Source organism: Flavobacterium sp. SH_e (genome assembly GCF_025717045.1).
Taxonomy (GTDB): domain Bacteria; phylum Bacteroidota; class Bacteroidia; order Flavobacteriales; family Flavobacteriaceae; genus Flavobacterium.
On record NZ_JAOVZN010000006.1, the window covers coordinates 1,031,043 to 1,043,990 of the forward strand.

The following is a 12,948-nucleotide window of genomic DNA, read 5'->3' on the forward strand; positions in this document are numbered from 1 at the left end:
GTTTCAGGTTTCAAGTTGCCTCGGTTAACTTAAAACTTGAAACCTGAAATTTGAAACAAAAAATAAAAATATTAAGCTGTAAAGAAGTTAAGTTTTTAAGTTTTAGATTAAAAAGCTTATAAACTTAGTATCTTTGCAGCTTAGTAACTTAAATAAAGAATGGCAAAAGTAGTATTAGAATGTTCGTTTTGTGGAAGAAAGAAGCCAGAAACTAATTTATTAATTGCAGGTATCAATGCCCACATTTGTGATAAGTGTATTGAACAGGCGCACGGAATTGTTTTAGAAGAATTAAAATCTAGTGGAAGTGCAAAATTAGTTGGAGACTTAATTTTAAAGAAACCAAAAGAAATTAGAGCTTTCCTAGATCAATATGTTATTGGTCAAGATCAGACTAAAAAAGTAATGTCAGTTGCAGTTTACAATCACTACAAACGTTTAATGCAACAGCAATTAGACGATGAAGTTGAGATCGAAAAAAGTAACATTATCATGGTTGGTCAAACAGGAACAGGGAAAACATTAGTAGCAAAAACGATTGCTAAAATGTTAGACGTTCCGTTGGCAATTGTTGATGCGACAGTATTAACAGAAGCAGGATATGTTGGTGAAGACGTAGAAAGTATTCTAACTCGTTTGCTTCAGGCTGCAGATTATGATGTAGCTAAAGCCGAAAGAGGAATTGTATTTATTGACGAAATTGATAAAATTGCTCGTAAAAGCGATAATCCTTCAATAACACGTGACGTTTCTGGAGAAGGTGTTCAGCAAGCATTATTGAAGTTGTTAGAAGGAACGGTTGTAAATGTACCACCAAAAGGAGGACGTAAACACCCAGACCAAAAATTCGTTGAGGTAAATACTCAAAATATCTTATTTATTGCTGGAGGTGCTTTTGATGGAGTTGAACGTATTATTTCAAAACGTTTAAACCGTCAGGCAGTTGGTTATTCAACTTCTAAAAATACAGACAATATCGATAAAGATAATTTGTTGCAATATATTATCCCGAAGGACATCAAAGATTTTGGTTTAATTCCTGAGATTATTGGTCGTTTGCCAGTTTTAACACACATGGATCCTTTAGATAAAGAGACACTTCGTGCGATTTTGACACAGCCTAAAAATGCTTTGGTGAAACAATATCAGAAATTATTCTTAATGGATGATGTTGAATTCACGATTACAGACGAAGCTTTAGATTTTATTGTAGATAAAGCTTTAGAATATAAATTAGGAGCTCGTGGATTGCGTTCTTTATGTGAAGCTATCTTGACAGATGCAATGTACGAACTGCCAACTTCAGATGATACAAGTTTGACAATCGATAAAGAATACGCAGAACATACTTTGAGTAAAAACTTATTGAAGCGTATGGAAATTGCTTCTTAAACCAATTTCACTTAATCAAAGTTTTAAACTTTGGCTAAGTTTACTTCTAAAATCCTGTTCATTTTTTGAGCAGGTTTTTTTTATACTTTTTAGAGCCTATTTTCGTTTGTCTTTTTGTGTAAATTTAAGCATGAAAAAAATGTTTTTTATAATCTGTGTGAGTTTGCTTTTTTCTTGTTCTAAAGAAAATAAAGCAATAACTATTTCTGAAAATAAACATAACAGCGAAATTGTTTCAGAAGAAAAACCTCGAATTGAAATCAATTACAATGATTATTACAAACAGGCAGAGCAGTATTGCAAGAAAAACAATCTAAATCAAAGTAAATTTATATTGATCGATTTAGGATTGCATTCTGGTTATAAAAGATTTTTTGTTTATGATTTTAAAAAGAAAGCAGTTTCAAAATCTTATATGGTAAGTCACGGATGCGGAGACAATCAATGGGGAAGAACTTCTTCTAAAGAGAAGCCGCAGATTAGCAATGAATTTGATTCGCATTGTTCTTCTGTTGGAAAATATGTGGTTTTAGATCGAGGTGTAAGCGAATGGGGAATAAAAGTGAATTATGTTTTGCAGGGAAAAGACAAAACAAATTCAAACGCCAGAAGTCGCGCTATAGTTCTGCATTCTTGGGATGCAATTTCAGATAATGAAGTTTATCCCGAAGGAACACCAGAAGGCTGGGGCTGTCCAGCAATTTCAAACGAAAGCATGAAAGAAATTGATGAACTTTTGAAAACCAATAAAAAAGTCCTAATATGGATTATAAAAACATAAATATATAATCAGCTAAAAGCTTACTTTATAATGGTCAAATAATTAGGATTAGTAATTGCTTGATCGTTAAGCCAAACATTTTTTTTGATAGTAGAATTTTTTGTTCGAGAATATTCAACTTTTACGATGTCTTTGTCGTTTTCATTCCATTGAATATATGTTTCAGGTAATTTTTCTCCTTTATCGTAATTTAAGAAAACCCTAATTACATAGCGATCTGAATTTTGATAAATCATGAAGAAATTTGGGTAATCTAAGTTTCCTTGATATTGTGGAACCAATTTACCATTCAATAAAAAAAGTATTTTTATTTTACTTTGGTCATAACTGTCAGGATTGCTCGGATTTAATAAATCTTCGTTTTTAGAATTAACAACGCTGAAGTCTATAGTGGCGTCAAGAACATAACCAGTGATAGGTTCTTCTTTAAGAGGGTTTGAATCACAGCTGGCTGAAAATAAAACAATTAATAAAATTCCGAAAATTCTTTTCATCTTTTTAAAATTTTAAACGCGATGATAAAAATAGGAAAATAATTATAAAATAATAATATTTTATTGCACTCTAAATTTCTCTCGATACTCAATAGGTTTCATTCCAACCATTTTATAAAACACTTTTCTAAAAGCTTTTGGGTCGTTATAACCTGTTTTTTCGATAATTTCTGAAATAGAAAGCTGTGTTTGTTCCAGATATTTTTTTGAACTTTCAACTCTTATATTCTGCAGATATTCAATTGGAGGAATTCCTGTCACTTGTTTAAAACGTCGTGTCATGTTTCTCGCACTTGTCGGAATGTCTTTGGTAATTTCTTCTAGTTTTTCGATTGAATGATATTGGCTTTCAATCTTTTGCTGGAGCATTGCAACTAAAGTGTCGTTATGTAGATGATTTGGTCTGAAAGTACTAAAATAGCTTTGTTTATAACGGTTTAAGTCAATAGAAAATATCTTGGCAATATTAACCGCCATTTCGTTGCCACAGAATTTTTGAACCAAAAGAATCAATAAATGAAAAGTTGAGGTCGATCCGCCGCTGGTGTATAAACTTCCGTCAGCAGTAAGGGTTTCTTCGGGTTTTAGTTTTACCATCGGAAATGCTTTTGTAAAAGCGCTGCAAGCGTCTACGTGTGTTGTGGCTAATTTTTCGTTCAATAAACCTGAAGCGGCAAATAAAAAAGCTCCCGTACAAAAACTAGCTAATTCGGCTCCGTTTTGATGTTGTTTTTGTAACCACGGAATAAAATTTCTATTCTTTTTAATCATTTCGCTCATATTGTCAGTCGTAAAAGCTGGAATCAAAATGAGGTCTAAAACAATATCTGAAGTTTCAATTTCGTTTGAAGTATAGCCAAAAATATTTCCTTGATCTGATTGTTCTTTAGATTGAAAAATCATGATTTCGAATGGTTTTTCGTTTCCCGAACTCAATTTATTAGTCGTTTCGAATACTTCTAAAATAGCCGCAATACTTAATAATTTATAGTCGTGAGGCACGATTAATCCTAATTTCTTGCTCATGATTTTTGTGGTTTTTGAAATTTCAAATCAAAACAAAAATAAGTATTTTGTCTTAAATGCCCCTAAAAATGACTTTTATTGTCGTTTTAAACTAATCTTAAAAAATTAAATTTGTTTTAATTAATTCGTAATTTTATAAAGATGAAAACAAAAATCTTCTTAAATCTTGCCGTAAAAGATTTAAACAAAGCAATATTATTTTATAATGGACTTGGTTTTTCGACCAATCCAAAATTCACAAACGAAAAGGGAGCTTGTATAGTTATTGACGAAAATATATTTGTTATGATTTTGGTGGAAGAGTTTTATCGAACTTTTACAAACAAACAGATTTGTAATTCTGAAACAACTAGCGAAGTTCTTATTTCGATTTCCTTAGATTCTCGTGAACAAGTAGATGAAATGATCAACAAGGCTGTTAAAGCAGGCGGAGCAGATTATATTCCAGCAAAGGATTATGGATGGATGTATCAAAGAACTTTTCTTGATTTAGACGGGCATCATTGGGAAATTTTCTATATGGATGAAAGTCAGATTCCTGAGAATATGTAAATAAGGATAAAGACATGATAAAGGTTCAAAACACCATAAATGCTTCAATAGAAAAAGTGTGGAAATTATGGACATTGCCTGAGCATATTATGAACTGGAATAATGCTTCTCTGGATTGGCACACTCCTTATGTCGAAAATGATTTGAAAGTAGGAAGCAAATTCAAATTTACTATGGCTCTTAAAGACGGTAGCGATAGTTTTGACTTTGAAGGCATTTATACTAAAATAGAAAAGTTTTCATTAATAGAATATAAACTTTTTGACGATAGAACTGCAAGTGTACATTTTGATAGCGAGAATAATGCGGTAACAATTACTGAAATATTTGAGCCAACGACACCAGAAACAGCAGATATGGAGGAACAATTTTGTACTGCAATTATTCAAAATTTTAAAAATTACGTCGAATCATTTTAAGAAATAAATTTTATAAACATAAAAATAAGAATAATGATAACAATAAAAAGTACCGTAAATGCATCGTTAGAAAAAGTATGGAATTATTGGAATGCTCCAGAACATATTACAAAATGGGCATTTGCCTCTCCAGAATGGCATGCGCCAAAAGCAGAAAATGATTTAAGAGAAGGAGGTAAATTCTCTACAACAATGGCTGCAAAAGATGGTAGCATGAGTTTTGATTTTGGTGGAGAATATACTTTGGTGAAAGAAAATCAAGCAATCAATTATACAATGGGAGACGGCAGAAAAACCGAAATTACTTTTGAAGAAACTCCTGAAGGTGTTGAAATAATTGAGAGTTTCGATCCAGAATCACAAAATCCAGAAGAAATGCAGCGCGCAGGCTGGCAAGCAATTTTGGATAATTTTAAAAATTACGTAGAGAATAACTAAGGTTCAAAGATTAAAAACTTAAAAGCTTACATTACTTATATGGTTTAAAAAAGAAAAAAATAAATATCTAACCCAACAAAAAAACAAAAAATGACAAAACAAATATGGTTGAATCTTCCTGTAAAGGACGTAGCAAAAGCGAAAGATTTTTTCTGGAAAATTGGTTTTTCGTTTAATGAACAACATGATACGCCGAGTTCGACGTGCATGGTTGTAGGTGAAGGACATTTTGTAGTAATGCTTTTTGAAGAAATGCTTTTTTCGAGCTTTTCGCAAAACAGTATTACAGATACTAAATTAAGCTCAGAAGTGTTGATTTCGATCGATGCCGAAAGCAGAGAAGAAGTCGATGAACTAGCAGAAAAAGTCAAAGAAGCCGGCGGAAATGTTTTTGCTCCACCTGCTGAAAGTCAGGGTTGGATGTACGGTTGTGGTTTTGCCGATTTAGATGGTCATCGTTGGAATGTTTTATTTATGGACTTTAGTAAATTACCAGGTTAAGATGGAAAAATTAGTGTTTAATATAGATATAAAGGCTTCTAAAGAAAAGATTTGGAAAGTCTTATGGGACGATGAAACGTACAGAAAATGGACAAGCGTTTTTGCCGAAGGAAGTTACGCTGAATCGACTTGGAACGAAGGCGATAAAATTTATTTTTTAGGCCCAGACGGAGCAGATGGAATGAATAGTCTTATTGACAGAAAAATTCCAAATGAATATATGGCTTTTAAGCATCTTGGCGAAATTAAAGATCATAAGGAAGTTCCGCCAAATGAAGAAACAGAAAAGTGGAGTGGCGCAATGGAAACTTACAGACTGACTCAAAAAGGTGATGTTGTCGATCTTCATGTTGAAGTAGATGTAATCGAAAAACATATTGATTATTTTAAAGATGCTTTTCCAAAAGCATTAGAATTGATTAAAGAATTGTCTGAGAAATAATAGCAAGAAGAAAGACAGATAATTAATAATTTAAAATTTGTAATTAACAATTAAAAAAAATATCATGGCAACAGCAGTTAACCCATATTTAATGTTTAATGGAACATGCGAAGAAGCATTTCTGTTTTATAAATCAGTTTTTGGAGGAGATTTTCCGTATATCGGAAAATTTAAAGATGCTCCTGCAGAAGAAGGCGAAGTGCTTTCTGAAGAAGCTTTGAATAGAATTATGCACGTATCTCTTCCAATCGGAAATAGTATTTTAATGGGAAGCGACACGCATCCAAGATACGGAGATGTCGGTTTTGGCGATAACTTTTCTGTTTCTATTAATGCTGAAAGCAGAGAAGATGCCGATAAAATCTTTAACGGACTTTCGGCTGGTGGAAAAGTAGAAATGCCAATGAATGATACTTTCTGGGGATCTTATTTTGGAATGTTCAAAGATAAGTTTGGTATAAACTGGATGGTAAGTTTTGATAAAAATGAACCAATGAAGTAATCAAAAAGTTACGTTATTTTAATAATAAAACAGAAATGTTAAATTACTTGAAAAAGCACATGGAAATGTGCTTTTTCATTTCAAAAAAACAATGATTATTCTTTTTTATCAACGAGAGATTGCCGATTTTTGTCGCTTCAAAATCAAGAAAGAAAAATGGCAGCAGAAGATAAAGAGATAATTTTATTAAAAGTTTCAGGACACGATAAAATTGGGGTTACAGCAGGTTTAACAGCTGTTTTAGGAGCATACGATGCTAATATATTAGATATCGGTCAAGCCGATATTCATGACACACTTTCTTTAGGAATTTTGTTCGAAATTGCTGCTGGCTCTTCTTCAGCGCCAGTTTTAAAAGACTTATTGTTTAAAGCTTACGAGTTAGAAATCAAAGTAAAATTTATTCCTATTTCTATTGAAGACTACGAAACTTGGGTAAAATCACAATCTAAGCAACGTTACATTATCAATATTTTGGGCGAAAAACTAGCCGCTTCACAATTGGCAGCAGTAACCAAAATAATGTCAGATCAAAATTTGAATATCGATTCTATCATCCGATTAACGGGAAGAACTTCTATTGTCGAGAAAGAAGAATATCCACGTTCTTGTATCCAATTGTCTGTAACGGGCGAAATTGTAAACAAGATCATCATGACAGCAAGTTTTATGGAAGTTTCTAGAACGCTGAATGTCGATATTTCTTTCCAAGAAGACAACATTTACAGAAGAAACCGCCGTTTGGTTTGCTTCGATATGGATTCTACTTTAATTCAAACCGAAGTAATCGACGAATTAGCAGAGTTAAATGGAGTAGGAGATCAAGTTCGTGCCATTACAGAATCGGCTATGAACGGTGAAATTGACTTCAACGAAAGTTTCAAAAAGCGTATGGCTCTTTTGGAAGGTTTAAGCGAAGAAGTTTTGCAAAAAGTTGCGGTTAATTTGCCAATCACACAAGGAGCACATCGATTGATGAAAGCTTTAAAATACTATGGTTACAAAACCGCTATTCTATCTGGAGGATTTACTTATTTCGGAGAATACCTTCAAAAGGAATTAGGAATAGATTACGTTCACGCCAATCAATTAGAAATAAAAGATGGTAAACTGACAGGTAAATATTTAGGCGATATTGTTGACGGTCAGAAAAAAGCCGAATATCTAAAAGCAATCGCCGAAAAAGAAGGAATCCACATCAATCAAACCATCGCAGTTGGAGACGGAGCAAACGATTTGCCAATGCTAAACTTAGCTGGTCTAGGAATCGCTTTCCACGCCAAACCAAAAGTAAAAGAAAGCGCGTCAACCTCAATCTCTAGTCTAGGCCTTGACGGTGTTTTGTATCTTTTAGGATACCACGATAGATATATTGATATGATGTAAAGTAAAGTTTGTCATTTCGACCGTAGGGAGACCCGAGCGATAGCGAATAGGCGAAGCAAATCACACTAGCAATTCCACAATCAAAATAAAAAAACAAAACCTCAGTTCTTCAAAAAAGAGCTGAGGTTCTTTATATGGGCATGTCCCTCTGGGTCGGGCTATCCGTTGCAATCTTTTGTGGCGAACCCCGCCACAAAAGGATTTCTACTTCTATCCCTCATGCAGATTTAGTGGAATTAGTGGTTTTTAAAGTGCTGTAAAATGTTAGAATCGGATATGAGTTGCCTCCTGCTTTAGCTGGAGGAATAATGGATGAAGGTGATAAATGGCTTTAGCCAAAATTAACCATTAATTGTAAATGTTCGGCTAAAGCCTGAGATATAATCTGATCTAGACCACTAACTAAAGTTAGTGGCAATTCAAAAAAAAATTTATTCTTGAATAATTAATGATTACTATTCACGAGATTCTAGCTCTCGTTTAATTTCTTTTAAATTTTTCAGATTCAAGAAAAGAATAGGCAACAAAGCAATTGGAATAACATTCATTGCGCTAAAACCTTTCATGAAAACAATGAATATATTAAGGACGAATAACATAAATAACACAACACAAAAAACGGTATTTACTGTTTTTAATGTCTTCTGATTCTTAATTAGTTCTTCAGTACTCATGTCACTGAACTTTGTATCTTTCATCTTTTAGAATTTTTATTTAAGAAAATTAAATAGTTATTTGGAATGGGTAATTTTTAAAACTTTTGCATTCCTTGCGTCAATTATAATTAGAAATGTTCCTCCCTGTTCTCCCCATAATAGTGTTCCGTTAATAACATAATGATTATTAATTAGATTTACTTCATAAGGTTTTTGATGTTTAATTTCATCTTCCCCATAAATACTAAAAAGAATAGGTTCTGCGATTTTGATTGCAGTTTGGTTATCCTTAATGAGTACTTTTTTGTTATCAACAAAATTGTCATGACTAGGATCTTCAAGAGCACGTTTTAATTCAAATTCTGCCTGATCACTTCCATACTTTGAATGAGAACAGCAACTGAAAATAAGAATTAAAAGAAGAGCAATTAAAATTTTAAGCTCAATTTCTCTGTTAGATAAAACTTTCTTGATCAAATGACTAGATATAAATTAACACATTTCTTTCAATTGCTCCAAATAATCCCTCTGATTCGAAAGTCTTGGAATCTTATGCTGACCGCCCAATTTGTCTCTTTCTTTTAGCCAATCATAAAAAAGGTTTTCTCTGGCAACATTAATAACCAAAGGATTTAAAGTCATATTGTTGTAGCGTTTCGCTTCGTAATCAGAGTTTAAAGTCTGTAACGTTTCATCCAGAACTTTTTGGAAAAGACCAACATCTGCTGGTTTTTTCTTGAATTCAATCATCCATTCGTGCGCACCTTTTTCTTTGTCATGCATAAAAATAGGAGCAACCGTGTAATCAATAACTTCTGTTTGTGTAACCAGACAAGCTTTTGCAATTGCCTGATCAGTGTTTTCGACCATTAATTCTTCGCCAAAAACATTAATATGATGTTTAGTTCTTCCCGTAACTCTAATTCTGTACGGATTTAAAGAGGTAAAACGAACCGTATCGCCAATTAAATAGCGCCACAAACCAGAATTAGTAGTAATAACAATTGCGTAATTTTTATTCAGTTCAACATCGGCCAAGCGAACTACTTTTTGGTTTGGAGTTCCAAAAGTGTCCATCGGAATAAATTCGTAGAAAATTCCGTAATCTAACATTAGCAATAAATCACTAGAATAATTTAAATCCTGAATCGCAAAAAAGCCTTCAGAAGCATTATAGATCTCGTAGTATTTAAAATCAGAACTTGGGAGAATTTTTTTGTACTGTTCTTTATACGGAGAAAAACTCACGCCTCCATGAAAATAAACTTCAAGATTTGGCCAAAGTTCCAGTAAGTTTTGCTTGCCGGTATTTTCTAAAACTTTATTCATTAAAACCAGCATCCAAGAAGGAACTCCAGCAAAACTGGTTACATTTTCGTTTTTTGTTTCGTTAATAATGGCAGCGATTTTGCTTTCCCATTCGCTCATTAGAGAAGTTTTACTGCTTGGTGTACTGCTGAATTCTGCCCAAATAGGCATATTTTCAATTAAAATTGCCGATAAATCTCCAAAGAAAGTATTGTTGTTTTCGTAAATTTGAGAACTTCCTCCCAAACGAAGACTTTTTCCTAAGAACAATTCAGAATCTTCGTTATTGTTTAAATAAAGACACAAAAGATCTTTACTTCCTTTATAATGGCAGTCTTCTAGAGCTTCGTTGCTTACTGGAATAAATTTGCTTTTTGCATTTGTAGTTCCGCTTGATTTGGCAAACCATTTAATTGGCGTTTCCCAAAAAACGTTTTGTTCTCCCAGACGCGTGCGTTCGATAAGCGGTTGCAGCTCTTCGTAAGTCGCAATTGGAACCCTTTCTGCAAAAGTTTGATAAGAATTAATAGTTGAGAATTCGTATTGTTTTCCAATAACCGTATTTTCCGATGCCATCAATAAATTATGCAATAATTCTTCCTGAACTTCATTTGGGTATTTTAAAAAAAGCTCTATTTGATGAATCCTTTGTTTAAGGACCCAAGATGCAAACGAATTGATAATAGATAAAGGCATGAATTTGGTTTTTAGATTACTAGATTTTAGGTTTTAAATCTCGCAGTCTTCGCAAAACAAAAAACATAAAATTTGAATATCAAGAGACAAATAGTAACTTTGTCTTCATATCAAAAATAATATTTTTTTGTAAAAAACAATTCGATTTTGGGTAAAGATTCTACCTAATAAGTCGAATTTTAACACAAAAATTTTTAAATCTTTTGATAATTCTAAATCAGCAATTTATAAATAAAAATACAAATGCAATATCAAGGCGTACTGACAAAAATGCAAACTGAATTTGGAAGCCCAATTCAATATTATTTGGTTTTTGAAGATAGTTTTCTGAATGTTAATCAATTATTGGATAAAGAAATCGAAATCAATTTTGTGGGTTGCCAATGCTTAAATTGTGGTAAAAAGAAAAAAATATACCGACAAGGTTTTTGTTACGAATGTTTTTATTCAAGTCCTGCAGTTGGAGATTGGATCATGAGACCAGAATTAAGTACAGCACATTTAGGAATTGCAGATAGAGATTTAGAATATGAATCTAAAGCTCAGTTACAGCCGCATATTGTATATTTGGCTTCAGCATGTGAAATAAAAGTTGGAGTTACTCGCAAATCTCAAGTTCCAACACGTTGGATCGATCAAGGCGCTTCACATGCAATTGCAATTGTTGAGGTTCCGAATAGATATTTGGCAGGAATAACAGAAGTAGCTTTAAAAGATCATTATACAGATAAAACCAATTGGAGAAAAATGCTTCAGAATTCTGTTGAAACTTTTGACCTAATTGCAGAAAAAGCTAAAATTGAAAGTTTGATTCCAGCAGAAGTTAAAGATTATTTTTATTCTCAAAAAAATGATGTCTACGATCTTCAATATCCAGTTTTGAGTTATCCTGCAAAAGTAAACAGTCTAAACTTAGATAAAACGCCTTCGTTTATTGGAAAATTAACTGGAATAAAAGGTCAGTATTTGCTATTTGAAAACGGAACAGTTTTTAATATTCGCGGTTCTGAAGGTTATGTCGTAACCATAAATGTGTAAGTTTTTATTACTAAATTGTTATCTTTTTTTAATTTTAAATTGTTTTAATTTAAAATTTGCAATTTATTTTATTGTTTTGTGTTAATTAGTTGATGAATAATTATAGCTTTGACATGTGTTTAAGGCAATTTAATTTTCAAAAATAATACACAAAACAATTCCCCACATGAGTAACTTAAAAAAAGTTAATGTTTTTAGGCGTTCCCTAATGCGAAATCTAACCAAGAATGTTGGAAGTGTAGACATTCGTAATATCGAACCCATTGACAAAAGTAAGATTAAAAAAGTTTTAATCTGCAGACCAAACGGTCGATTAGGAAACATGCTTTTAATTACACCTTTAGTTCAAGAGGTTGCCAAAACTTTTCCTGGATGTACAATCGATGTATTTGTAAAAGGTACTCTTGCACCTATTGTTTTTGAGGAATATGAAAATATTGATAAAATTATTCATCTGCCGAAAAAGCCTTTTAAAGAATTAGTAAAATACTTTAAAGTTTGGACTCTGATCAGAACACAAAACTATGATATCGCTATCAATGTCGATCAGAATTCTTCTTCTGGAAGATTAGGCGTTAAGTTCTCAAGTGCTAAATACAAATTCTTCGGAAATCTTCCTGAAGGGGTTACTTTAGAACACAGTGATTACGACCATATTGCAAAATATCCTGTTTATAATTTTAGATATTTTCTAAATCAAGCAGGAATAGAAGATAAAAACGAACCTATTGCGCTTTTAGATCTTAAATTGAGTGAAAAAGAAATTGCAAACGGAAAGACTATTTTAGATAGCATTATTGATCCAAATAAAAGAACCATTGCAATTTTTACCTATGCAACAGGCGAGAAATGTTATAATCCAGTTTGGTGGGAAGAATTTTATACTGCTTTGAAAAAAGAATTTCCAAATGAAAATATTTTTGAAGTTTTACCAGTAGAGAACGTTTCTCAAATCAATTTTGAAGCGCCAACTTTTTACAGTAAAGACGTTAGAGAAATTGGTTCTGTTTTAGCAAATGTTGATGTTTTTGTTGGTGCAGACAGTGGAATCATGCATTTATCGAGTGCTTCAAAGGCCCCAACAGCAGGTTTGTTTTCGGTTTCTAATTTGAAAAAATATGAACCTTACGGAAACGGAAGTGTAGGTTTGGATACAAATGTTTTAGGAGTTCCAGATTTTATAAAAGCAATACATAAGATTCTAGACAAGTAAAACTAAAATGATATAAAAGAAAAAATCCTGTTCGAAAGAACAGGATTTTTTATAAGTATTCTAAAGAAAAAACTTAGAATCTCAGTATCTTAAAACCTTAGCTT

16 protein-coding genes are annotated in these 12,948 nt (G+C 32.5%); 11 read left to right on the forward strand and 5 right to left on the reverse strand.

Annotated features, from left to right (window positions below; all coding sequences use genetic code 11):
• Window positions 1–159 precede the first annotated feature (159 nt).
• Both clpX and OD917_RS15330 read left to right on the forward strand, forming a co-directional pair.
• Window positions 160–1,392, forward strand: coding sequence for an ATP-dependent Clp protease ATP-binding subunit ClpX (gene clpX, locus OD917_RS15325; RefSeq protein WP_263524290.1), 1,233 nt, complete (start codon window positions 160–162; stop codon window positions 1,390–1,392).
• Window positions 1,393–1,531: 139 nt separating this feature from the next.
• On the forward strand, window positions 1,532–2,173 hold the full coding sequence (locus OD917_RS15330) for a murein L,D-transpeptidase catalytic domain family protein (protein ID WP_263524291.1): 642 nt from the start codon (window positions 1,532–1,534) through the stop codon (window positions 2,171–2,173).
• Between the two features lie 20 nt (window positions 2,174–2,193).
• Here OD917_RS15330 and OD917_RS15335 read toward each other — a convergent pair whose 3' ends face one another.
• Window positions 2,194–2,667, reverse strand: a complete 474-nt coding sequence (locus OD917_RS15335) for a hypothetical protein (protein ID WP_263524292.1) — start codon at window positions 2,665–2,667, stop codon at window positions 2,194–2,196.
• 60 nt (window positions 2,668–2,727) lie between these two features.
• Window positions 2,728–3,693, reverse strand: a complete 966-nt coding sequence (locus OD917_RS15340) for a GlxA family transcriptional regulator (RefSeq protein WP_263524293.1) — start codon at window positions 3,691–3,693, stop codon at window positions 2,728–2,730.
• 141 nt (window positions 3,694–3,834) lie between these two features.
• Here OD917_RS15340 and OD917_RS15345 point away from each other — a divergent pair, with 141 nt between their 5' ends.
• From OD917_RS15345 to serB, 7 genes are all read left to right on the forward strand, one after another.
• Complete coding sequence (locus OD917_RS15345) at window positions 3,835–4,245, forward strand: VOC family protein (RefSeq protein ID WP_263524294.1); 411 nt, start codon at window positions 3,835–3,837, stop codon at window positions 4,243–4,245.
• Window positions 4,246–4,259: 14 nt separating this feature from the next.
• A complete protein-coding gene (locus tag OD917_RS15350; RefSeq protein WP_263524295.1) occupies window positions 4,260–4,664 on the forward strand; it encodes an SRPBCC domain-containing protein in 405 nt (134 codons plus the stop codon).
• 33 nt (window positions 4,665–4,697) lie between these two features.
• Complete coding sequence (locus OD917_RS15355; protein ID WP_263524296.1) at window positions 4,698–5,102, forward strand: SRPBCC family protein; 405 nt, start codon at window positions 4,698–4,700, stop codon at window positions 5,100–5,102.
• Window positions 5,103–5,192: 90 nt separating this feature from the next.
• Window positions 5,193–5,603, forward strand: a complete 411-nt coding sequence (locus tag OD917_RS15360) for a VOC family protein (protein WP_111283865.1) — start codon at window positions 5,193–5,195, stop codon at window positions 5,601–5,603.
• 1 nt (window position 5,604) lies between these two features.
• Window positions 5,605–6,045, forward strand: coding sequence for an SRPBCC domain-containing protein (locus OD917_RS15365; RefSeq protein WP_263524297.1), 441 nt, complete (start codon window positions 5,605–5,607; stop codon window positions 6,043–6,045).
• Window positions 6,046–6,109: 64 nt separating this feature from the next.
• Window positions 6,110–6,547: a VOC family protein gene (locus OD917_RS15370; protein ID WP_263524298.1), complete on the forward strand. Its 438-nt coding sequence runs from the start codon at window positions 6,110–6,112 to the stop codon at window positions 6,545–6,547.
• A 156-nt stretch (window positions 6,548–6,703) separates the two neighbouring features.
• A complete protein-coding gene (serB, locus tag OD917_RS15375; RefSeq protein WP_111283869.1) occupies window positions 6,704–7,933 on the forward strand; it encodes a phosphoserine phosphatase SerB in 1,230 nt (409 codons plus the stop codon).
• A 455-nt stretch (window positions 7,934–8,388) separates the two neighbouring features.
• Here serB and OD917_RS15380 read toward each other — a convergent pair whose 3' ends face one another.
• From OD917_RS15380 to OD917_RS15390, 3 genes are read right to left on the reverse strand one after another with little or no spacing between them, the layout of a single operon-like run.
• The gene (locus OD917_RS15380) at window positions 8,389–8,631 is read right to left on the reverse strand and encodes a redox-active disulfide protein 2 (RefSeq protein WP_263524299.1); all 243 of its coding nucleotides are present in this window, start codon (window positions 8,629–8,631) and stop codon (window positions 8,389–8,391) included.
• 33 nt (window positions 8,632–8,664) lie between these two features.
• Complete coding sequence (locus OD917_RS15385; RefSeq protein WP_263524300.1) at window positions 8,665–9,066, reverse strand: YbbC/YhhH family protein; 402 nt, start codon at window positions 9,064–9,066, stop codon at window positions 8,665–8,667.
• Window positions 9,067–9,081: 15 nt separating this feature from the next.
• Entirely contained in the window at window positions 9,082–10,593 is a 1,512-nt protein-coding gene (locus OD917_RS15390) for a GH3 auxin-responsive promoter family protein (RefSeq protein WP_263524301.1), read from the reverse strand.
• 243 nt (window positions 10,594–10,836) lie between these two features.
• Here OD917_RS15390 and OD917_RS15395 point away from each other — a divergent pair, with 243 nt between their 5' ends.
• Both OD917_RS15395 and OD917_RS15400 read left to right on the forward strand, forming a co-directional pair.
• Window positions 10,837–11,631 (forward strand): DUF2797 domain-containing protein, encoded by a 795-nt coding sequence (locus OD917_RS15395; protein ID WP_263524302.1) that lies wholly within the window; start codon window positions 10,837–10,839, stop codon window positions 11,629–11,631.
• A 166-nt stretch (window positions 11,632–11,797) separates the two neighbouring features.
• A complete protein-coding gene (locus OD917_RS15400) occupies window positions 11,798–12,844 on the forward strand; it encodes a glycosyltransferase family 9 protein (RefSeq protein ID WP_263524303.1) in 1,047 nt (348 codons plus the stop codon).
• Window positions 12,845–12,948 lie beyond the last annotated feature (104 nt).

Coding starts and splice junctions, on each gene's coding strand:
- clpX (WP_263524290.1), top strand. CDS start 160: ATGGCAAAAGTAGTATTAGAATGTTCGTTTTGTGGAAGAAAGAAGCCA.
- OD917_RS15330 (WP_263524291.1), top strand. CDS start 1,532: ATGTTTTTTATAATCTGTGTGAGTTTGCTTTTTTCTTGTTCTAAAGAA.
- OD917_RS15335 (WP_263524292.1), bottom strand. CDS start 2,667: ATGAAAAGAATTTTCGGAATTTTATTAATTGTTTTATTTTCAGCCAGC.
- OD917_RS15340 (WP_263524293.1), bottom strand. CDS start 3,693: ATGAGCAAGAAATTAGGATTAATCGTGCCTCACGACTATAAATTATTA.
- OD917_RS15345 (WP_263524294.1), top strand. CDS start 3,835: ATGAAAACAAAAATCTTCTTAAATCTTGCCGTAAAAGATTTAAACAAA.
- OD917_RS15350 (WP_263524295.1), top strand. CDS start 4,260: ATGATAAAGGTTCAAAACACCATAAATGCTTCAATAGAAAAAGTGTGG.
- OD917_RS15355 (WP_263524296.1), top strand. CDS start 4,698: ATGATAACAATAAAAAGTACCGTAAATGCATCGTTAGAAAAAGTATGG.
- OD917_RS15360 (WP_111283865.1), top strand. CDS start 5,193: ATGACAAAACAAATATGGTTGAATCTTCCTGTAAAGGACGTAGCAAAA.
- OD917_RS15365 (WP_263524297.1), top strand. CDS start 5,605: ATGGAAAAATTAGTGTTTAATATAGATATAAAGGCTTCTAAAGAAAAG.
- OD917_RS15370 (WP_263524298.1), top strand. CDS start 6,110: ATGGCAACAGCAGTTAACCCATATTTAATGTTTAATGGAACATGCGAA.
- serB (WP_111283869.1), top strand. CDS start 6,704: ATGGCAGCAGAAGATAAAGAGATAATTTTATTAAAAGTTTCAGGACAC.
- OD917_RS15380 (WP_263524299.1), bottom strand. CDS start 8,631: ATGAAAGATACAAAGTTCAGTGACATGAGTACTGAAGAACTAATTAAG.
- OD917_RS15390 (WP_263524301.1), bottom strand. CDS start 10,593: ATGCCTTTATCTATTATCAATTCGTTTGCATCTTGGGTCCTTAAACAA.
- OD917_RS15395 (WP_263524302.1), top strand. CDS start 10,837: ATGCAATATCAAGGCGTACTGACAAAAATGCAAACTGAATTTGGAAGC.
- OD917_RS15400 (WP_263524303.1), top strand. CDS start 11,798: ATGAGTAACTTAAAAAAAGTTAATGTTTTTAGGCGTTCCCTAATGCGA.